A 20338-nucleotide genomic window follows, 5' to 3' on the forward strand; every position below is an offset into this window, starting at 1 on the left:
GAAAAAACCAGAACACCGCGGACAACAAGTTCCCCATCCGACCGAAGCCGGGTAGGTCACCCAGAAATCCGAGGAAGCTCTCCGGCGGAAGCGCCGTGTCAGCGCCGCCGTCGATGGATGTTGTCTACGGATACCCGCCGGCCCTGTCAACACGGTTCTTGAAGTTTTTTCGACGGATCGGCGACAGCCCGGCGACAAAGCACTGGAGGCCCTTCTGCGGGCCCTCTCAATCGCCTCCTCTTGCTCCTCCTCGTGCGGGCCGGCGATACCCGTTGCAGAATCTGCATCCACAGGCTGCCACGCTTCGGTCGTGATCGTGGATCACAGCCAGAGCTGTTTCATGCGCGGCCGGCTGCGGCTTCGATTGACAAAGCAGCCTGCCGGGGCGACCACGGCCACAGCACGACGCGACCGAGAACTTGACGCCTCCTTCCGCGCTCTCCCTCGCAGATACGATCGCTTCCGCAACTCACGCCGGCTCGGCCCGGCGGAGGAGCCATGCCAGGCGGGAGCGGCTGGCCTATGACGACCTGATCGGCAACGAGCCGCCGCTCGATCCGAGCGCCCCGGGCCCTGTCGTTACGGGCCGCCACGCCGTGAGCTTCCGCTGGCTCGGCGCCTCCGTGCTTATCGGCTTCACGGGCGCGCTCCTTCTGGGCTCCGCGATCTACATCTCGTCCGATGGCGAGACGACCTTTGCCGAGCGGGCCGAGCGGGCACCGGTCGGCTCCACCCGCAGCCAGGAGGATGGCGACGTCGCCCGGAAGGCCGACAAGCTGGTCCGGACGGAGATGGTCGCGTCTGCCAAGCAGAGCTTCCGCACGCCGATGACGCTCCGCGCCGGCGACCGCGAGGTCATCAAGGTGCGCAACTTCGTGCGCATCGCCACCAACCTTTCGATGACGAGCGGCATCTACGCGACGGACATCCCGCCCTTCAATCCGCTCCGCTTCTTTGCCGAGAGCCCGGGCGAGCGCGGGGTCGAGCCACCGCCGGAGACCTCCGACGCCGAGGTTTCGGTGGTGAAGAGCGACCTGCCGACCCTCGCGGTCGAATTCGGCGGCCCCGGCCTCTCGGACGAGCAGGTCGTGCTGCAACTGGAGGAAGAGGCGCGCCTCCGCGCCGAGGCCGGCCGCCGCCAGGCATCGCCCCTCCCCTCCACGGCCATGCTGTCCCGCATGCTCGGCCGGATGCCGGCAACCCCGGCAGACCCGGTCCTGCCGGGCGGCGAAGCGGCGCTGCAGGCCCCGTTCCGCTCCATCGAGGTTCTCGTCGTCCCGGAGAACGTGACGAACTACCCCAAGACGGGCGCGAGGGCGCCTGAGGCCGATTTCGAGGAGCGGCTGACCCAGATCCGGCGCGGCGACACGCTCGAGAGCGTTCTTCGGGCGGCCGGCGCGGCCGCGGACGACACCCGGGCCATCGTATCGACACTCGTCGGGCGCGACCGGCAGCTCGGCCCGCTCGAAGGCATGCAGTTGCGCCTCCTGTTTGCGCCCGTGATGCGCCCCGGAGAGCCGAAGCGCGTCGTGCGGGCGATCCTGTTCGGCGAGCGCGGCGTGGAAGCGATCTCGGCCATGAACGACCGCGGCACGTTCGTGTCCGTCACGCCGCCGCAGACGCAAAACCTCGCGCGACCGCAGGCGAGGCCGGACGGAGACGACGACGAAGAGGACGAGGGGAGCGGCGTCACCCTCTACAACAGCCTCTATGAAACGGCCTTGAAGCAGGAGCTTCCCCGGCAGGTCGTCGAGGAATTGATCCGGATCTTCGGCTACGACGTCGACTTCCAGCGCCGCGTCGCTCCGGGCGATGGCTTCGAGATCTTCTATGCGACGGACGACGACAACGCGAACGACCGCCTGGAGATCTTGTCGGCCACCATCACGCTCGGGAACGATGCTCACCGGATCTATCGCTACCAGGGCGAGGATGGGACGGTGGACTACTTCGACCAGGCCGGCCGCTCTCTGAAGAAATTCCTGATCCGGAAGCCCGTCGTGGAAGCCCGGCTGAGCTCCGGCTTCGGCACCCGGTTCCATCCGATTCTCGGCTACGCGAAGACGCATACGGGCGTGGATTGGGCTGCCAAGACGGGAACTCCGATCTTCGCGGCCGGCAACGGCACCGTGATCAAGGCCGCGTGGGATTCGGGCTACGGTCGGCGCACCGAGATCCAGCACGCGAACGGCTATGTCACGGCCTACAACCACCAATCGGCGTTTGCGCGCGGGCTCGCGCCCGGCGCCCGCGTCCGTCAGGGGCAGGTGATCGGGTATGTCGGCTCGTCGGGCCTCTCGACCGGCGCCCACCTCCACTACGAGGTGATCGTCAACGGCCACTTCGTCGACCCGATGAAGATCCGCGTTCCACGCGGACGCGAGCTCGACGGGCGCGCCCTGGTCGAGTTCGGCCGGCAGCGCGACCAGATCGACCAGCTGATGCTCAAGGCGTCGCCGAACCAGGTGGCTCAGCGGAGCTGATCAGGGAAAGCCGAGGCGCCGCCTGATGCCGTCCGGCGTTTCTCCGTTCTGCCGCAGGGCCGCGAGCGGCAGGGAATTCCGGCTCTTCGCGAGCTTCTGCCCGGTCTCGTCCGTGAGAAGCCGGTGATGGTGGTAGAGCGGCGCCGCGAGCCCGAACAGCGCGAAGAGAAGCGCGTGGACGTCCGTTGCTGCCTCCAGGTCGACGCCGCGCACGACGTGGGTGATGCCCTGCGCGGCATCGTCGAGCACGACGGACAGATTGTAACTCGTCGGCGTCTCCTTGCGGACGAGCACGACGTCGCCCCATCGCTCCGGGCGGGCGTCGACGATCCATTCGCGGCCGGCCGGATCGAAGGCGCGCCACGACACCCGCCCCGCGCCACGGATCGCGGCTGCCACGTCGAGGCGCCAGGCGAGCGGCCGGCCGGAGGCGACGAGCCGTTCGCGTTCGGCCGCGCCGAGCTTTCGGCAGGTGCCGGGATAGAGGGGCGTTCCGTCCGGATCGCGGGGCCAGGGCTGCCCCGTCTCCGCCTCGCGATCGGCGACGGCCGCCGCGATCTCGCCGCGGCTGCAACGGCAGGGATAGAGGAGATTCGCGGCGCGCAGCCTGTCGGCACCGGCCCGGTATTCCGCCATATGCTCGGATTGGCGCCGCGGCGGCTTCGGCCAGTCGAGCCCGAGCCAGGCCAGGTCCTCCTCGATGCCGGCGATATTCTCCGGCGTCGCACGAACCGGGTCGATATCCTCGATCCTGAGCAACCATCTGCCGCCGAGGCGCCGGGCAACGGCGTCGTTCACCAGCGCGGAAAAGGCATGCCCGAGATGAAGCCGCCCGTTGGGGCTGGGCGCGAAGCGCAGGAGGGGGTCCATGCGCCCTATCCTGCCCCGTGACGCTGCTTCTCGACAGCGAGGCGGCGCTCGCCGAGGGACTTGCCGAGCTGTGTCGCATCGACCCGCATATCGCAGCCCTCGTCGAAGCCGGGCTCCGCCCGCCCCTGCGCAAGCGCACACCGGGTCTGCCCGGCCTCGTCTCCATCGTGATCGGACAGCAGGTCTCGACCGCGAGCGCGGCGGCCATTCTCGGGCGGCTCCATGCCGCCTTTCCGGAACTCTCGGCAACCGCGATCGCGGCGGCGTCCGATTCCGAGCTCCTCGGCGTCGGACTCTCGCGCCCCAAGCTGAAGACGCTTCGGGCGATCGCGGCGGCCATCCTGGAGGAGCGGATCGAGCTCGCATCGCTGGCCGAGATGCCTGCCGAGGCGGCGCATGCCGCGCTGACGGCCATCCCGGGGATCGGTCCCTGGACGGCCGACATCTATCTCCTGTTCTGTCTCGGGCATCTCGACATCTTCCCGGCCGGGGACCTCGCCTTGCAGGAGGCCGCCCGATCCCTGCTCGATCTTCCGGCGCGCCCGAGCGCCAAGGCCCTCGCCCTGATCGCGGAGCGCTGGCATCCGTGGCGCGGGGTGGCGGCGGGCGTGTTGTGGGCCCATTACCGCCAGATCAAGAGCCGCGAGGGCGTGCTCCCCGCCTGAGTATCAGGCGCGGCCAAACCAGGTTGGCGCTTCCTTCATCCAGCCGAGCCCCGCTTCGGTTCGGCCCGCGGGCCTGTACTCCGCCCCGACCGCGCCGTCGTAATGGACGGCCCGAAGCGCCGCGAATGCCGCCTTGAAGTCGAGCTGCCCGGTCCCCGGCTCGTGCCGGCCGGGGTTGTCGGCAAACTGGACGTGGCCGATGAGGTCGCCGGCCCGACGAACGGCCTCGACGAGATCGGCTTCGGTCCGAGCCATATGGTACAGGTCGAACTGCAGGCGCAGGCGTGGATCGCCCTGTCCCGCATAGAAGCGCAGGAACTTGTCGAGGCTGTCGAGCCAGAAGCCCGGCATGTCGAACGGATTGATGACCTCGAGCATCGTCTCGACGCCGATCCGCTCGAAGCGCTTTGCGGCCAGGCTGACATTGTCCGAGAAGACGCGCGCGGTCGTCGCATCGTCCTGCCCGATCGGCGGCGGCCCGGCGAGAACGTTGACCTTGCTGACGCCGAGCTCGGAGGCGTAGCGCACCGCCTGCTCGACACCCTCCGCAAAGGCAGCCCGGGCGGCACCGTCGGTCGCCCGCCCGTTGCCTCCCCTCTCGTCGGATGCCGGCACGTTGATCAGCACGATGGGAAGCTCGCCCGCCGCGCGGGAGATCTCCTCCACGCTCCACTCATACGGAAACTGGATCTCGACGCCCGCGAAGCCCGCCCTCCCGGCCGCCGAGAAGCGCTCAAGGAACGGGACCTCCGTGAACATGAGCGAGAGGTTCGCGATCAGCTGCATCGGCACCCCGGGGCGGCTTGCGGCACGTTGCCCCGCATTCGATAACGTCCGTTCGGTTCAGGAACAAGGAATCCGATGCGGCTGAGGTCTGACGTCACACGGGACGGCATCGAGCGCACGCCTCACCGTGCCTTCATGCGGGCGATGGGGCTCGACGACGAGGCGATCGCCCGTCCGATGGTCGGCGTCGTGTCGATGAAGGGCGAGGTCACGCCCTGCAACATGACGCATGGGCCGCAGGCCGAGGCGGCGAAGGAGGGCGTCACGCGCGCCGGCGGCACGCCGCGCGAGTTCACGACGATCTCGATCTCCGACGGGATCGGCATGAACCACGAGGGAATGAAGTTCTCGCTCGTGTCGCGCGAGATCATTGCGGATTCGATCGAGGCTGTCGTTCACGGCCATGCCTATGACGGCCTCATCGCCTTCGGCGGCTGCGACAAGACGCTGCCCGGCGCCATGATGGGCCTCGTGCGCTGCAACGTGCCGGGAGTGTTCCTGTATGGCGGCTCCGCCCTGCCCGGCCGGCACGCGGGCAAGAACGTCACCGTGCTGGACGCCTACGAGGCGGTCGGGGCCGTGATGACGGGCGCGCTCGACGAGAGCGTGCTGGGCGAGATGGAGCGGGTCTGCAAGCCGACCTTCGGGGCCTGCGCCGGGCAGTTCACGGCGAACACGATGGCGATGGTCTCGGAGGTTCTCGGCCTCACGGTCCCGAACTCCTCCATGGTTCCGGGCGTCTATTCGGAGCGGCTGGAGATCGCCAAGCGCGCCGGCGCGATCGCCATGGAGATCATCGCGCGCGGCGGGCCGCTGCCGCGCGAATTGATCACCCGCGCCTCGCTGGAGAATGCGGCCGCGATCGTTGCCGCCACGGGCGGCTCGACCAATGCCGCCCTCCACATCCCGGCCATCGCGCACGAGGCGGGGATCCGCTTCACGGTCGACGACGTGGCGGAGGTCTTCGCCCGGACGCCGCTGATCGGCGACCTTCGACCGGGCGGCCGTTTCCTGGCCAAGGACGTCTACGATCTCGGCGGCGTGTCGATCATCATCCGCGAACTGATCGCCGCCGGGGTTCTCGACGGCTCCACCCTGACCGTCACCGGGCGCACGCTCGCCGAGGAGCACGGTGCCGCACCCGCCCCGGACGGAACGGTCATCCGCACAGCCGGCGACGCGATCCGGCCGGATGGCGGGCTCGTAGTGCTGAAGGGCAACCTCGCGCCGAGCGGTGCGCTCCTCAAGGTCGCCGGCCTGAAATCGACCCTGTTCGAGGGCACCGCGCGCGTCTTCGATTCAGAGGAAGATTGCGCGGTCGCCGTCCGCGCCCGCGCCTATGCGGCCGGCGAGGTGCTCGTGATCCGTTACGAGGGACCGCGCGGCGGACCCGGCATGCGCGAGATGCTCGGCGTCACGGCGCTCATCTATGGCCAGCAGATGGGCGAGAAGGTCGCACTTCTGACGGATGGGCGCTTCTCGGGCGCGACCCGCGGCATGTGCATCGGCCATATCGCGCCGGAGGCAGCGATCGGCGGGCCGCTCGCCTTGGTCGAGACCGGGGATCGGATCCGCATCGACGGCGCCGCCCGCACGCTCGACCTCCTGGTCGACGAGGCCGAGATCGCCCGCCGCCGCGCCGAATGGACGCCGAAGCCGACCCGGCACCCGGCCGGCCTGCTCGCGAAATATGCCCGTTTGGTCGGGGGCGCCGAGAACGGCGCGGTCACCCACGACGGCGGAGCCGTCTGGACCAATCCTGCGGGAGAGATGGGACTTTGACCATGAACTCCACTCCCCTCGGCTATGTCGGGCTCGGCCTGATGGGCGGCCCGATGACTCGTCGCCTGCTCGCAGCAGGCCAGCAGGTCACGGTCTGGAACCGCTCCGCGGAGAAGCTCGAAGCGGCCGTGAAGGCAGGTGCGCGCCGCGCCGGAAGCCCCGGAGAGGTGGCGGAAGCGGCCGAGATCATCTTCCTCAACCTGACGGACACGGCGGCCGTGGAAGCGGTCGTGTTCGGGCCGGACGGACTGGCCTCCGTTCCCGGTGATGGGAAACTCGTTGTCGACTTCTCCTCCATCCGGCCGGACGCGACGGTTGAGATCGCGCGCCGGCTCGAGGCGCAGAACGGCATGCGCTGGGTCGACGCGCCTGTGTCCGGAGGGACGAAGGGCGCCGAGGAGGGCTCGCTCGCCATCATGGCGGGCGGCGATGCCGCGGATGTCGAGCGCGCGCGGCCCTACATCGTGACGATGGCGGCTCGGCTGACCCATATGGGTCCGCTCGGCGCCGGACAGACGACGAAGCTCTGCAACCAGATCATCGTCGGCTGCACCATGACGGTGCTCGCGGAGGCCACGCGGCTCGCCTCGAATTCCGGCATCGATCCGGCGCGGCTGCCTGAGGCCTTGGCCGGCGGTTTCGCGGATTCGAAACCGCTGCAGCTCTTCGTTCCCCGCATGGCGGCCGGCATCCACGATCCGCCGCTCGGCCACGCCTATACGATGCTGAAGGACCTCGACACCGCCCTGGACGTGGCGCGGGAGACCGGAACCCCGGCTCCCATGGCCGGGCTCGCGGCGCAGATCTTCAGGATGCTGACGGCAGCGCGCGGCGAGAAGGCGGACGCACTCGAACTCTACAAGCTGAACGAGCCGTCGGCCAAACGATCGTAAGACGGCTTCGAGCCGCCGATATTCCTGGGCGGGACGCAAGTCTCGGCTTGCGACCGCGCAATGCGCAAAGCTTGACCCTCCGGGCCTTCGCTCCGATCACTTGGAGACCAACAAAGGGGTACGGCTATGGTCAATTCTAACACTGCAGCGGTTTGGGCGCCGCGCGTTCTCAGCATCCTTCGCATCATGGCGGCGCTCCTGCTCCTCCAGCACGGGACGCAGAAGCTTCTCGGGTTCCCGGCCTTTCCGGCCGGCCGCTCCGCCCCCGCCATGATGAGCATGTCGTGGCTCGCCGGCGTGATCGAACTGGTGTGCGGGTTCCTGATGGCGATCGGGCTTTTCACCCGCCCTGCCGCCTTCCTGGCATCGGGAATGACGGCCGTCGCCTATTGGATGGTCCATGCGGGTCAGAACTTCTACCCGATCCTCAACGGCGGCGAACTCGCGGCGCTCTACTGCTTCGTGTTCCTGTACATCGCCGTCGCCGGCCCGGGACCGTGGAGCGTCGATGCGAAGCTCCGACAGGACGGCAAGCTGCCGGCCTGGGCCTAAACGTCTGGACACCCCCGCTCGTCGGGTTCGATCCCGCGGAGCGGTGAGTTCTTCGTTCGCTGCTGCAACGGATGGCTAAAGGAGGGTGGCTGGCGAATCCTCGCCCGCCACCCTCCTCTCGTTCCAGGTGACTGGACCGGATTACTTGGCGATCGTGCACCCGCTCTCGGCGAGCGTGGCGAAGGCCTGGTCGCCCTTGATGGTGGCGAGGTGCTTGTAATAGTCCCACGGCCCCTTCGACTCGGCCGGCGACTTCACCTCGAACAGGTACATGTCGTGCACCATGCGGCCGTTCGGGAGGACCTTGCCGCCCTTGGCGAAGAAGTCGTCGACGGGCATCTCGTGCAGCTTCTTGGAGACGGCATCGGAATCGTCCGTCCCGGCCGCCTTCACGGCCTTCAGGTACTGCAGCACACTCGAATAGGTGCCGGCCTGGATCATGTTCGGCATGCGGCCGGTCCGCTCCATGAAGCGCTTCGAGAAGGCGCGGTTCTGGTCGTCCAGGTCCCAGTAGAAGCCTTCCGTGAGCACGAGGCCCTGCGCCGCCTGGAGCCCCAGGCCGTGCACCTCGGCGAGCGTGAACAGGAGCGCGGCAAGCCGCTGCCCGCCCTGAACGATGCCGAACTCGGATGCGGCCTTGATCGAGTTGTTGGTGTCGAGGCCCGCATTGGCGAGACCGACGATCTTCGCCTTCGAGCCCTGCGCCTGCAGCAGGAAGGACGAGAAATCGTTGGTCGACAGCGGATGCCGAACGGCACCGAGGACCTTGCCGCCCTTGGATTGGACGTATTTCGCCGTATCCGCCTCGAGCGCGTGCCCGAACGCGTAATCGGCCGTGAGGAAGAACCAGGTGTCGCCGCCGTTCTCCACCAGCGAGCCGCCCGTGCCCACGGCGAGCGCCCGCGTATCGAAGGCCCAGTGGAAGCCGTAGGGGGTGCACGCCTTGCCGGTCAGGTCGGACGTCGCCGCCCCGCTCGTCATCGTGATCTTCTTCTTGTCCTTCGAGAGCTGCTGGACGGCCAGCGCCACCGAGGACGTCGTCAGCTCCATGATGGCGTCGACCCGGTCATTGTCGTACCAGCCGCGCGCGATCGTCGATGCGACGTCGGGCTTGTTCTGGTGATCCGCCGAGACGATCTCGATGGGCTTGTCGAGAACCTTGCCGCCGAAATCCTCGACGGCCATCTTCGCCGCCTCGACGGACCACTTGCCGCCGTAATCGGCATAGACGCCGGACTGGTCGTTCAGAATGCCCAGGCGGACAACATTGTCCGAGACCTGGGCCTGGGCGAGAGCCGGGAATGCGGCCAGCGCCACGCCGGCAAGAAGAGTTGCGAGCTGTTTCAACGGCGTTCCTCTAAGCGAGTATTGCTTGTGAGCCGGACAGACGCCCGGGCGGGCCCCGAGTCAAGCAGCCGGATCTGTCTCTCGACGAAGGTTGTAGAGAGGGGCGCCGCTCAAGGCAGGACCTCGAACTCGCCTGCCAGAGGCGCTTTCGAGTCGGTCCCGACGAACACCTGGTAACGTCCTGCCTCGACCACATGAGAACCCTCGTCGAGGTGGAAACCGAGCTCGGAGACGGGCACCCGCAATGCCACCCTTCGGGTCTGACCCGGCTCGAGCCTGACCTTCTGAAAAGCCTTCAGCTGACGTGCCGGCCGGGACCGGCTCGCATGGAGCTGCCGGATGTAGAGCTGAACCACCTGGCGGCCGGAGCGCGAGCCCGTATTGCGCAGGGTGGCCCCGACCGCGAGTTGGTCGCCCGCCCGGAGCTTGCGTTGGGGCAGCTGGACGTCCGAGAGCGACCATTCCGTGTAGGTCAGGCCGAACCCGAACGGGAACAGGGGCGTGATCGCCTCGTCGACATACCGGTAGGTGTAGTGGTTCTGCGGATCGTGCGGCCGGCCGGTCGGCGGAAGATCATAGGGCAGCGGCACCTGGCCGACGCTTCGAGGCCAGGAAACCGGGAGCTTCCCGGCCGGATCGGCATCGCCGAAGAGGAGGTCGGCGACGGCATTGCCTCCCTCCGTTCCTGGGAACCATGCCATCAGCACCGCCTGGAGACGGTCGACCACCGGGCCGAGCTCGATGGGTCGCCCGGCGATGAGCACGAGCACGACCGGCTTTCCCGTCGCAACGAGCCGGTCAAGCAGCTCGCCCTGGCGCCCCGGAAGCGTGAGGGTAGCGCGGGAGGCCGCCTCTCCGCTCATCTCGTTGGCCTCGCCGAGCACCGCGACGACCATGTCGGCCTCGCGCGCCGCCTGCTCGGCGGCCGCGAACCCGGAATCGCTTTGGCATTCGATCTCGCAGCCCTGCGCGTAAGAGACCGTGGCGCCCTCCCGCCGGCGCAGCCCTTCGAGGACCGAGACGCCGTCCTCCCAGCGGCCCATCGCGGCGTGCGGCCCCAGCAGGTGACGCTGCGTCTGGCCGAGATCACCGACAACCGCGGTCCGCTTGCCCTGGGGGAGCGGGAGACCGCCCCGATTGCGCAGAAGCACGGCCGATTCGCGCGCAGACCGGCGCGCGAGTTCCCGTGCCTCGGAGCTCGGCGGTAGCGGCTCCGTACGGGACGTATCGGGGTCCGGCCGCTCGAAGAGGCCCATGCGCAGCTTGGAGCGGAGCACCCGACGCGCCGCCTCCGTGACGGCCGCCTCGGGAACGCGCCCAGCCTTCACCTCCTCTGCCAGATGGGCGGTGTAGAAGCCGGAATACATGTCCATGTCGATGCCAGCGAGGAGGGCCTTGCGGGCTGCTTCGGCGGGATCCTTCGCGAGGCCGTGCTCGAGCAATTCGCCGACCGAGTTCCAGTCGGACACGACGAAGCCGCCATATCCCCACTTCTCCCGGAGGATGCCCGTCAGCAGGGCGCGGTTCGCGGAGACCGGCATGCCGTTCAGCGACAGGAAGGCGCTCATGACGCTCTCCGATCCCGCCTCGATCCCGCCCTTGAAGGGGGGCAGGTAGCTGTCGAAGAGATCCGCGGGCGCGATCGTGCCCATGTCGTAATCGCGGCCGCCCATCGCGGAGCCGTAACCGGCGAAGTGCTTGAGGGTGCTGGCGATACCGGCCTCGCGAAACCCCGCCACGCGGGCCCGGGTGAAGAGCCTCCCCAGGAGCGGATCCTCGCCGAACCCCTCGTTCATGCGGCCCCAGCGCGGATCGCGGGCGAGATCGGCCATGGGCGCGAAAGTCCAGTTGATGCCGATCGCGGCCGCTTCCCGGCCGGCCTGCCGCGCCGTTGCCTTGGCGAGGTCGGGGTCGAAACTTGCGACCTCCGCCATGGGAACCGGGAAGATCGTGCGCAATCCGTGCAACACGTCGAGGCCGACGAGGACGGGGATCCCATGTCGTGCGCGGCGGGCGGCCGCCTGCAGGTCGGCGATCTCCTGCGGCTTCGTGACGGCCATGACAGCTCCGATCCGGCCTTTCTCGAGATCGCCGCGGTCGAAGGTCGGGCTGTAGGGCACGAGGTTCAGCTGGCCGATCTTCTCCTCCAGCGTCATGCGGGAGAGCAGCCCCTCCAGCCTCTGAGCGAGCGGGGAGACGGCCTGATCAGAGAGCGCCCCGCCCGTGCCGCAGGCGAGAAGCGCGGCCGCGCCGAGAGCGCGGGTCCAGAACGTGGGTCGCAAAGGGGTATCCAGTCTCGAAGGCCTGCGTTCCGAATAGGGGCGGACGGGCTGATTACAACGATGGCGTAGGCGCATTTCGCAAAGACCGCCTCGCCAACGAAGCTTGCTACGGCTAGGCTTGCATCTCTGCTTAAGGAAGTCGGAATGGTGTTGCGGGTTCTCCCTAGGGTTGCCCTGGCGGGCGCTGCGATCGCGGCGGCAGCCCCGGCGCTCGCCCATCATGCGATGGATGGCGAGACGCCAACCACGCTCGCCCAGGGCTTCCTGTCCGGACTGGCACATCCGGTCATCGGACCCGATCACCTCGCCTTCGTGGTCGGGATCGGCATCCTGTCCGCCTTCATACGCCGTGGCTGGACGCTGCCGGCCATCTTCCTGCTGGCGGGCGCGCTCGGGACAGCGCTCCATCTCGGCGGGATCGGGGTGCCGGGCGCGGAACTGCTCGTGGCCCTCTCGGTCCTGCTCGCAGGCCTTGCGATCTGGCTGCATGGCCGGACCCCGCTCGCCATCGCGGCCGCGCTGTGCGGGTTCGGCGGAATGGTCCATGGCTATGTGCAGGCGGAAAGCATTGTCGGGGCCGAGCCGTCCCCGCTCGGGGCCTATCTGGCCGGGCTCGCAATCGTGCAGCTCGGCATAGCCCTCGGCGTCCGGGAAGCGACGCGGCGCCTCGTCCAGATCCGGCCCGTGATGGCGACGCGGCTGACGATGGCGGCTTCCGCCGCTGTGGCCCTGGTCGGGATCGCCGCCCTCCCCCTCTGGGCCGGCTGATCAGAGAACGGCGGCGCGCTCGGTCGCGAGCTGCTCGGCGCGCTTGCGGTCCTGCTCGGGCATGTCCTTGAGAGTGCTGTCGAGCCAGGAATCCGGCAGCCCCTGGCCGGAGGCCATCAGGTGCCAGGCGGCGGCCTCGATCAGGTTCCGGGGAACTCCCCGTCCTGTGGCGTAGATCCGCGCCAGCCGATTCTGCGCGATCGCGTTGCCGCGGAGGGCGGTGCGCCGAAACAGTCGCGCCGCGTGGGCCTCGTTCTTCTCGATGCCGTCGCCATTGAACAGAGCGATCGCGAGCGCGACCTCACCGGCGATCGAGCCGTTCTTCGCCGAGCGGATATAGAGCTTGGCGGCTTCCTCCGCGTTCTGCCGGACACCCTTGCCCCGAGCATAGAGGACGCCGAGGTCATGCTGCGCGTCGCCGAGTTCGGCATCGGCCGCGACGCGAAGCAGCCGGGCGACCTCTGGCAGGTCCGCCTCAGCGCCACCTGCCAGAAGCAGGAGCGCGAGATTGTAGCTCGCCGTCGCCTCGCCGAGACCGGCGGCCTTCTCGAACCAGGCCCGGGCCGCCCCGGGATCCTTCTTCACGCCCCGCCCGTCCGCCGTCATCAGGCCGAGGGACGCCATCGCATGCGCGTCACCGCGCTCTGCCGCAAGGCGATACCAGCGCGCGGCTTCGGTGGCATCCTGCCGGACACCGAGACCCTGATTGTAGAGCTCGCCGAGCAGCGTCATCGCGGCGCCGTCCTTGGGGTCGGCCTCGATGCGCTTCGTCGCCTCGCGGAAAGCCGTCAGATACAGCCCGCGCTGATACGCCCCGAAAGCCAGGTCGAGCCGCGCGGAAGCGGCCGGCTTCTCCGGCGCGACCTTCGCCGCGCGTCCCGCAGCTGCAGGCGCCTTCGGGGTCTCCTGTGCGCCCGCCGTCCCCGCGCACAGCAGACCGGCGAGAAGCGCGGCCGGGACATGGCGCAGGGCGATCATTCTGCCCGCTCCTCGGCGGCATCGGCCAGCACCCGACCGGCAAGCCGGACGGCTTCCCCCGGACCATCGGGATGAGCCCAAACCAGGTCGCCGATCGCCACGAACTCGGCACCTGTCCGGGACAGGACCCGAACGGCCTCGAGGTCCTCCGCATAGGCGACGCAGGGCGGTTCGAAGATCTCGGCCCACCACTCGGCCCGCTCGGCCGTCTGATCGAGCGGCGGCACATAGCCGTCGGGCCGCGGCTCGCCGAACATCACGTAGTCGACCCCCGCCTCCCCGGCCGTCATCGCGTCGTGCTTGGTGCGGAGTTGGCCGGCGCCGAGCATCCGCCCGTCCCGCAGCCGCTCGCGGAGGCCCCGCAGGTCGGCTGGCTGAGCGCAGTGAACGCCATCGGCGCCGCCTCGCGCGGCGACGAGCGCGGCATCGAGCTCGCCCGCGATCTCGACGAGCACGGCGGCCCCGCGCTCCTGAGCGACGGGAGCTAGCGCCTTGATCGTCTTGACGAGGGTGCGTTCGTCCGCAGGCGCGAGCCGCAGCAGGACGGCCGCGACGTCGCCGGCGTGGCAGGCTTCCCCGAGCCGGCCCGCGAAGGCTTCGGGCGCCTCGAGGAGAGGAGAGAATAGATACAGGCGGGGCTGCAAGTCGGACATCGGAACGGTCTAGCGCAAAAACGGAAACGGGGCCCGCAGGCCCCGTCCCATGCTGTCGGATTGCGGCGAAAGGCCGGCCGGCCCTATTCCGCCGCAGCGCGGGTGACGGCGCCGATCTTCGGGTCGAGCTCGCCCTTGGCATAGCGGGCAGCCATCTCGGCGAGGGTCGCGACCCGCTTGATCTTGGAAGCCTGGCCGGCGGTGTTGAACTCCTCGAAGCGCTGCTTGCAGAGCTTCGTCATCGCCTCCATGGCGGGCTTCAGGTACTTGCGCGGATCGAATTCCGACGGGTTCTCCTGCAGCACCTTCCGGATCTGGCCGGTCATGGCCATGCGGTTGTCCGTGTCGATGTTGATCTTGCGGACACCGTGCTTGATGCCGCGCTGGATCTCCTCGACCGGCACGCCCCAGGTCGGCTTCATCTGCCCGCCGTACTTGTTGATGATGTCCTGGAGGTCCTGCGGCACGGAGGACGAGCCGTGCATCACGAGATGCGTATCCGGGAGCTTGCGGTGGATCTCCTCGATGACGTTCATCGCCAGGACCGCGCCGTCCGGCTTGCGGGTGAACTTGTAGGCACCGTGGCTCGTGCCCATGGCGATGGCGAGCGCGTCCACCTTGGTCTCTGCCACGAACTTCACGGCCTCGTCCGGGTTCGTAAGTAGCTGGTCGTGCGAGAGCTTGCCCTCGGCCCCGTGGCCGTCCTCGGCCTCGCCCATGCCGCTCTCCAGCGAGCCGAGCACGCCTAGCTCACCCTCGACCGAGATGCCCCCGAGATGCGCCATGTCCGTCACGGTCTTGGTGACGCGGACATTGTAGTCCCAGTCGCCCGGCGTCTTGCCGTCGGCCTTCAGCGAGCCGTCCATCATGACGGAGGTGAAGCCCGCCTGGATGGCGGTCATGCAGGTCGCCGGCTCGTTGCCGTGATCGAGATGCACGCAGACGGGGATGTGCGGATAGATCTCCGTCACGGCATCCATCATGTGCTTCAGCATGATGTCGTTGGCGTATTGCCGAGCGCCGCGGGACGCCTGGATGATGACCGGCGCGTCGACCGCGTCCGCGGCCGCCATGATGGCGAGCGCCTGTTCCATGTTGTTGATGTTGAAAGCCGGCACGCCGTAGCTGTGCTCGGCGGCGTGATCGAGCAACTGCCTGAGAGTGATGCGGGCCATGGTTCTGTAACCTCCGAACGGTCTTGGTTGTTGGTCAGCCGTGAGCGGATCAGCTCCGTGCGGCCTCGAGCCGCGCAAGCCTCTCTTCGACCTCGCTCACCCTCTGGTCGAAATCTCCGGCGGTCGCTCGCATCATGACGATCATTCCAGCCGCGTTGCGCCGATCCTTCCGCATGCCGGCTTCGAGCGTATCCAGGCGCTGGTTAACCTCTGTACGGAACTCGACGAGAGTCGACTGGAGGTTCTTCAAAATCTCGAAGGTCGCATCCTGGATGTTCTCGGCCACGGGCTAGCTCCTGCAAGCTTACACCATAGCTGGAGACTCACCGGCCTGTCTTCAAAGCCTCCACACCGGGCAGCTTCTTGCCCTCGAGCCATTCGAGGAAGGCGCCGCCGGCCGTCGAGACGTAGCTGAAGGCTTCGGCCACGCCGGCGTGATTGAGCGCCGCGACGGTATCGCCGCCGCCCGCCACCGAGACCAGCTTGCCGGCCTTGGTGCGCTCCGCCGCATGACGGGCAGCCGCCACCGTGCCCTGGTCGAAGGGCGCGATCTCGAAGGCGCCGAGCGGGCCGTTCCAGACCACCGTGCGGGCGTCGTCGATGGCCGCGTTGATGCGGTCGACGGATTGCGAGCCGACGTCGAGGATCATGCCGTCCGACGGGATCGCGTCGATCCCATAGGCATGGTGAGGGGCACCGGCCTTGAACTCGGCGGAAACCACGGCATCCACGGGCAGGAGGATCGCGCAGCCCGTCTCCTTGGCGCGGTCGAGGATCCGCTGGGCCGTCGGCGCGAGATCCCTCTCGCAGAGCGACTTTCCGACGCCGATATCGATCGCATGCAGGAAGGTGTTGGCCATCCCGCCGCCGATCACCAGCGCATCCACCCTGGCGACGAGGTTCTCGAGAAGGTCGATCTTGGTCGAGACCTTGGCGCCGCCCACGATGGCCACGACGGGATGCTGCGGGTTCTCCAGCCCCTTCGACAAGGCGTCGAGTTCGGCCTCCATGGTCCGTCCGGCATAGGACGGAAGAAGATGCGCGACCCCTTCCGTGGAGGCGTGCGCTCGGTGCGCGGCCGAGAAGGCGTCATTCACGTAGAGATCGCCAAGCGAGGCGAGCTTCTGGGCGAAGCCGGGATCGTTCTTCTCCTCCTCTGGATGGAAACGGGTGTTCTCAAGGAGGAGGACGTCACCGTCCTTCATGGCCGCCACGGCGCGCTCGGCCGGCTCGCCGACGCAATCCTCGGCGAAGGCGACGGGGCGGCCGAGATCCTCGGCGACGGCAGCGGCGATCGGCTTCAGCGAGTCCTTCTCGCTCCGTCCACCCTTCGGGCGACCGAAATGCGCCAGCAGGATCACGCGCCCGCCCGCATCCGCGATCTCCCGGATGGTCGGCAGGACACGCTCGATCCGGGTCCGGTCCGTGACGCGTCCGTTCTCGGTCGGGACGTTCAGGTCGACGCGGACGAGGACGCGCTTACCCTTAACGTCAGCGTCGTCGAGCGTCTTGACGCCGATCATCGTGCGAGTGCTCCAGGAAAGAACCGAAGAAGAAGAATGATGACAATGGCCGTGAGGATCGCGGTGACGACGGAGGAGCCGACGAGCGCGGTCCAGCCCGGCACGGTCCGGATGCGGCGGGAGATGAACGCGACCTCGCCCCGCACGGCCGCGAGCTCCGCCTGAGAGGCGACCTCGTTCATGCGGTTCGTGGCCATCTCGAACCGAGCGAGGGCGCGCTGCATCGAATCTTCGGACCGGGCGATCTTCTCCTCGATCCGCGAAGTCTTGTCCTCGATCCGAGCCAGCGGCTCCGCCGGGATAGGCTTGTCGTGCCCGTTCAAGCCCGGCGCTGAGGTCGGCGTCGGGGCCGGCACGATGACCTCGGGCTCGGTCGGGCGCGAGGAGACGTCCACCAGGTCGGGACGGGATGCGGTCAGGCTTTCGGACATGGCGCTCTCATCAAGGCGTCTTTGTACAAGAAGCTACGCCAAGCTTGGCGGTTCCGCATTCCCATCCGGCAAAGCTCAGATGAGCTTCGCCATCGCGACGGCGGTGTCGCTCATCCGGTTCGAGAAGCCCCACTCGTTGTCGTACCAGGACAGGACGCGGACGAAATTGCCGTCCATCACCTTGGTCTGGTCGAGCGCGAAGATCGAGGAATGCGGGTCGTGGTTGAAGTCGATGGAGACGTTCGGCTGATCCGTAAAGCCGAGGATCCCCTTCAGCCTCTGCTGCGCGGCGGTCTGGATCGCCTCGTTGATCTCCTCCTTCGAGGTCTTCCTCTTGGCCACGAACTTGAAGTCGATCACCGAGACGTTGGGGGTCGGGACGCGGATCGAGGAGCCGTCGAGCTTGCCGTTCAGCTCGGGCAGGACGAGGCCGACAGCCTTGGCGGCGCCCGTGGAGGTCGGGATCTGCGACAGGGCCGCCGCACGGGCGCGGTAGAGGTCCTTGTGCATGGTGTCGAGCGTCGGCTGGTCGCCCGTGTAGGAGTGGATCGTGGTCATGAAGCCCTTCTCGATCCCGACCGCGTCGTGGAGGACATAGGCCACCGGCGCGAGGCAGTTGGTCGTGCAGGAGGCGTTCGAGACGACGATGTGATCCTTCGTGAGCTTGTCGTGGTTGACGCCGTAGACGACGGTCAGGTCGGCGCCGTCGGCCGGGGCCGAGACGATGACGCGCTTGGCACCGGCCTGGAGATGCGCGGACGCCTTCTCCTTCGACGTGAAGATGCCCGTGCACTCGAGCGCGATATCGACGCCGAGTTCCTTGTGCGGCAGCTCGGCCGGGTTCCTGATCGCCGTCACCTTGATCTTCTTGCCGTCGACGATGATCGAGTCGCCGGAAACTTCGACCTTGCCCGGATAGCGCCCGTGCACCGAGTCGAAGCGGAGCAGGTGAGCATTGGTCTCCACCGGCCCGAGATCGTTGATCGCGACCACCTCGATATCCGTGCGGCCGGCCTCGTGGATGGCGCGGAGCACGTTGCGGCCGATGCGACCGAACCCGTTGATGGCGACCTTGACGCTCATGTGATCGAACTCCCTCCCGCCCGTCCGACGATGCTGCCGCGGGGAATGACGTGGATTTTAGAGATTATGGGTGCGCAGCACCCGCTCCGCCACGGCCTCGGCCGTGATGCCGAAGTGACGGTAAAGATCCTTGTAAGGCGCGCTCGCCCCGAAGCCGCTCATGCCGACGAAGATGCCGTCCGGCCCGATCACGGCGTCCCAGCCGAAGCGCACGGCGGCCTCTACGGCGACCTTCACGGGGGAGGCCCCGATGATGTGGCGCTTCCGGTCCTCCGGCTGCGCCAGGAAGAGCTCCAGCGACGGCACCGACACGACGCGGGCCGGGACGCCCTTCGCCTTGAGCAGCGCCTGCGCCTCGACGGCGATCGAGACCTCCGAGCCGGACGCGAAGATGGTCGCGTGCGCGTCGCCTTCCGCCGGCACGAGTTCGTAGGCCCCGTGCACCGACAGGTTCTCGTCCGTGGCCGCGAGGCGGACCTGCGGCAGGTTCTGGCGGGTCAGCGTAAGGAGGGTGGGACCGTCCGTGCGCTCCAGCGCGAGCTGCCAGCACTCCGCCGTCTCGACGGCGTCGGCCGGGCGGAAGACGCGCAGGTTCGGCATCGCACGGAGCGCGGCAAGATGCTCCACCGGCTGGTGCGTCGGGCCGTCCTCGCCGAGGCCGATAGAATCGTGGGTGAAGACGTAGATGGCCGGGATACCGCCGAGCGCCGCGATGCGGATCGCCGGCCGGGCATAGTCGGAGAAGACCAGGAAGGTCGCGCCCGCCGGCCGGAAGCCGCCATGGATGGCGAGGCCGTTCATGGCCGCCGCCATACCGTGCTCGCGGATACCGTAATGGATGTAGGTCCCGCCGAAGGCGCCGGGGGCGATCTCCTTCGGGTTGTTGACGCGCGTGTTGTTCGAGGGCGTGAGATCGGCCGAGCCGAGGATCAGCTCGGGCATCACCTTGGTGATGGCGCCGAGCGCGATCTCGCTCGCCTTGCGGGTCGCCACCTCCTGTGGGGCGGAGACCAACTGCGCCTTCAGGCCCGCAATGGCGGCGCCCAGCCCGTCCGGCAGCTTGCGGTGCATTCGACGGCCGAACTCTTCCTTCGTGCCGGCATCGAGCGCCTCGACGCGCTCCGTCCAGGCCTTGCGCTCGGAGGCTCCGCGGCGGCCGGCCTCGCGCCAGGCCGACAGGATGTGCTCGGGCACCTCGAAGGGCGCGGCCGTCCAGCCGATCGCAGCCTTGGCGCCGGCCAGTTCCTCGGCGCCGAGCGGCTCGCCATGCGCCTTGGAGGTGCCGGCCCGCTTAGGCGCACCGAAGCCGATCGTCGTCTTGCAGGCGATCAGGCTCGGCTTGTCGGAGGCCTGCGCGCGCTTCAGGGCCGCCTCGATCGCGGCCGGGTCGTGCCCGTCGATCCGCTCGGCGCGCCAGCCGGCCGCCTCGAAGCGCTTCGGCTGGTCGACCGAATCCGCCAGCGAGAGCGGGCCGTCGATGGAGATGCCGTTGTCGTCGAACAGGACGACGAGGCGGCTCAGCTTCAGGTGGCCCGCGAGCGCGATCGCCTCCTGGCTGATCCCCTCCATGAGGTCGCCGTCGGAGGCCAGCACGTAGGTGTAGTGGTCGGAGACGCCCTCGCCGTATTCGGCCGCGAGCATGCGCTCGGCCATCGCCATGCCGACCGCGGTCGCGATGCCCTGCCCCAGCGGGCCCGTGGTCGTCTCGACGCCCGGCGTCATGAAGTGCTCGGGATGGCCCGGCGTCTTGGAATCGAGCTTGCGGAAGCGCTTCAGCTCTTCGACCGTCATGCCCTCCAGGCCGGACAGGTAGAGCAGCGCATAGAGCAGCATCGAGCCGTGCCCGGCCGACAGCACGAAGCGATCGCGATCGGGCCAGAACGGATCGGCCGCGTCGTATTTCAGGAATTTCGTGAAGAGCACGGTGGCGATGTCGGCCGCCCCCATGGGCAGACCGGGATGGCCGGATTTCGCGGTTTCGACACCGTCCATGGCGAGGGCCCGCACGGCCCCCGCGAGTTCGGCATGGGAGGCGCGATCGGGCTTAGCGACGTCGGACAAGATCTG

18 protein-coding genes are annotated in these 20338 nt (G+C 68.3%); 6 read left to right on the top strand and 12 right to left on the bottom strand.

Annotated elements, in window-relative coordinates; translation table 11 throughout:
* The first annotated feature begins 419 nt into the window (after nt 1-419).
* Entirely contained in the window at nt 420-2483 is a 2064-nt protein-coding gene (locus ACO2SS_RS16555) for a M23 family metallopeptidase (protein WP_423278862.1), read from the top strand.
* Here the strand turns inward: ACO2SS_RS16555 and gluQRS are convergent, their stop codons facing one another.
* Nucleotides 2484-3353 carry a tRNA glutamyl-Q(34) synthetase GluQRS gene (gene gluQRS / locus ACO2SS_RS16560; protein WP_423278863.1) on the bottom strand — a complete coding sequence of 290 codons (870 nt, stop codon included), beginning with the start codon at nt 3351-3353 and terminating at the stop codon, nt 2484-2486.
* 17 nt (nt 3354-3370) lie between these two features.
* On the opposite strand from gluQRS, the gene ACO2SS_RS16565 reads away from it, so the two are divergent.
* The gene (locus tag ACO2SS_RS16565) at nt 3371-4018 is read left to right on the top strand and encodes a DNA-3-methyladenine glycosylase family protein (RefSeq protein WP_423278864.1); all 648 of its coding nucleotides are present in this window, start codon (nt 3371-3373) and stop codon (nt 4016-4018) included.
* 3 nt (nt 4019-4021) lie between these two features.
* On the opposite strand, the gene ACO2SS_RS16570 is transcribed toward ACO2SS_RS16565, so the two are convergent.
* Nucleotides 4022-4804, bottom strand: coding sequence for a TIM barrel protein (locus tag ACO2SS_RS16570; protein ID WP_423278865.1), 783 nt, complete (start codon nt 4802-4804; stop codon nt 4022-4024).
* A gap of 75 nt (nt 4805-4879) precedes the next feature.
* Between ACO2SS_RS16570 and ilvD the strand changes: the two genes are divergently transcribed.
* From ilvD to ACO2SS_RS16585, 3 genes are all read left to right on the top strand, one after another.
* Nucleotides 4880-6586 carry a dihydroxy-acid dehydratase gene (ilvD, locus tag ACO2SS_RS16575; RefSeq protein ID WP_423278866.1) on the top strand — a complete coding sequence of 569 codons (1707 nt, stop codon included), beginning with the start codon at nt 4880-4882 and terminating at the stop codon, nt 6584-6586.
* Between the two features lie 2 nt (nt 6587-6588).
* On the top strand, nt 6589-7479 hold the full coding sequence (locus ACO2SS_RS16580) for an NAD(P)-dependent oxidoreductase (RefSeq protein WP_423278867.1): 891 nt from the start codon (nt 6589-6591) through the stop codon (nt 7477-7479).
* Between the two features lie 126 nt (nt 7480-7605).
* Nucleotides 7606-8031 carry a DoxX family protein gene (locus tag ACO2SS_RS16585; protein ID WP_423278868.1) on the top strand — a complete coding sequence of 142 codons (426 nt, stop codon included), beginning with the start codon at nt 7606-7608 and terminating at the stop codon, nt 8029-8031.
* Between the two features lie 141 nt (nt 8032-8172).
* On the opposite strand, the gene ACO2SS_RS16590 is transcribed toward ACO2SS_RS16585, so the two are convergent.
* Together ACO2SS_RS16590 and ACO2SS_RS16595 are read right to left on the bottom strand one after the other, a co-directional pair.
* Nucleotides 8173-9378, bottom strand: a complete 1206-nt coding sequence (locus tag ACO2SS_RS16590) for an ABC transporter substrate-binding protein (RefSeq protein WP_423278869.1) — start codon at nt 9376-9378, stop codon at nt 8173-8175.
* Between the two features lie 110 nt (nt 9379-9488).
* Nucleotides 9489-11660: a glycoside hydrolase family 3 N-terminal domain-containing protein gene (locus ACO2SS_RS16595; RefSeq protein ID WP_423278870.1), complete on the bottom strand. Its 2172-nt coding sequence runs from the start codon at nt 11658-11660 to the stop codon at nt 9489-9491.
* Nucleotides 11661-11804: 144 nt separating this feature from the next.
* Here ACO2SS_RS16595 and ACO2SS_RS16600 point away from each other — a divergent pair, with 144 nt between their 5' ends.
* On the top strand, nt 11805-12428 hold the full coding sequence (locus ACO2SS_RS16600) for a HupE/UreJ family protein (RefSeq protein ID WP_423278871.1): 624 nt from the start codon (nt 11805-11807) through the stop codon (nt 12426-12428).
* Here the strand turns inward: ACO2SS_RS16600 and ACO2SS_RS16605 are convergent, their stop codons facing one another.
* From ACO2SS_RS16605 to tkt, 8 genes are all read right to left on the bottom strand, one after another.
* Nucleotides 12429-13406, bottom strand: coding sequence for a tetratricopeptide repeat protein (locus ACO2SS_RS16605; protein WP_423278872.1), 978 nt, complete (start codon nt 13404-13406; stop codon nt 12429-12431).
* Nucleotides 13403-14059 carry a thiamine phosphate synthase gene (locus tag ACO2SS_RS16610; RefSeq protein WP_423278873.1) on the bottom strand — a complete coding sequence of 219 codons (657 nt, stop codon included), beginning with the start codon at nt 14057-14059 and terminating at the stop codon, nt 13403-13405. Before ACO2SS_RS16610 ends, ACO2SS_RS16605 begins: the two co-directional genes overlap by 4 nt.
* Nucleotides 14060-14142: 83 nt before the next feature.
* Nucleotides 14143-15234 (bottom strand): class II fructose-bisphosphate aldolase, encoded by a 1092-nt coding sequence (fba, locus tag ACO2SS_RS16615; RefSeq protein WP_423278874.1) that lies wholly within the window; start codon nt 15232-15234, stop codon nt 14143-14145.
* Nucleotides 15235-15283: 49 nt separating this feature from the next.
* Nucleotides 15284-15520: a hypothetical protein gene (locus ACO2SS_RS16620; RefSeq protein ID WP_423278875.1), complete on the bottom strand. Its 237-nt coding sequence runs from the start codon at nt 15518-15520 to the stop codon at nt 15284-15286.
* A gap of 37 nt (nt 15521-15557) precedes the next feature.
* Nucleotides 15558-16757, bottom strand: a complete 1200-nt coding sequence (locus ACO2SS_RS16625; protein WP_423278876.1) for a phosphoglycerate kinase — start codon at nt 16755-16757, stop codon at nt 15558-15560.
* Entirely contained in the window at nt 16754-17188 is a 435-nt protein-coding gene (locus ACO2SS_RS16630) for a hypothetical protein (RefSeq protein ID WP_423278877.1), read from the bottom strand. The genes ACO2SS_RS16625 and ACO2SS_RS16630 overlap by 4 nt, the downstream gene beginning before the upstream one ends.
* Before the next feature lie 75 nt (nt 17189-17263).
* A complete protein-coding gene (gene gap, locus ACO2SS_RS16635) occupies nt 17264-18271 on the bottom strand; it encodes a type I glyceraldehyde-3-phosphate dehydrogenase (RefSeq protein WP_423278878.1) in 1008 nt (335 codons plus the stop codon).
* 57 nt (nt 18272-18328) lie between these two features.
* Nucleotides 18329-20332 (bottom strand): transketolase, encoded by a 2004-nt coding sequence (tkt, locus tag ACO2SS_RS16640; RefSeq protein WP_423278879.1) that lies wholly within the window; start codon nt 20330-20332, stop codon nt 18329-18331.
* Nucleotides 20333-20338 lie beyond the last annotated feature (6 nt).

The sequence above is a fragment of the Enterovirga sp. CN4-39 genome (assembly GCF_049446235.1).
Lineage (GTDB): Bacteria > Pseudomonadota > Alphaproteobacteria > Rhizobiales > Beijerinckiaceae > Enterovirga.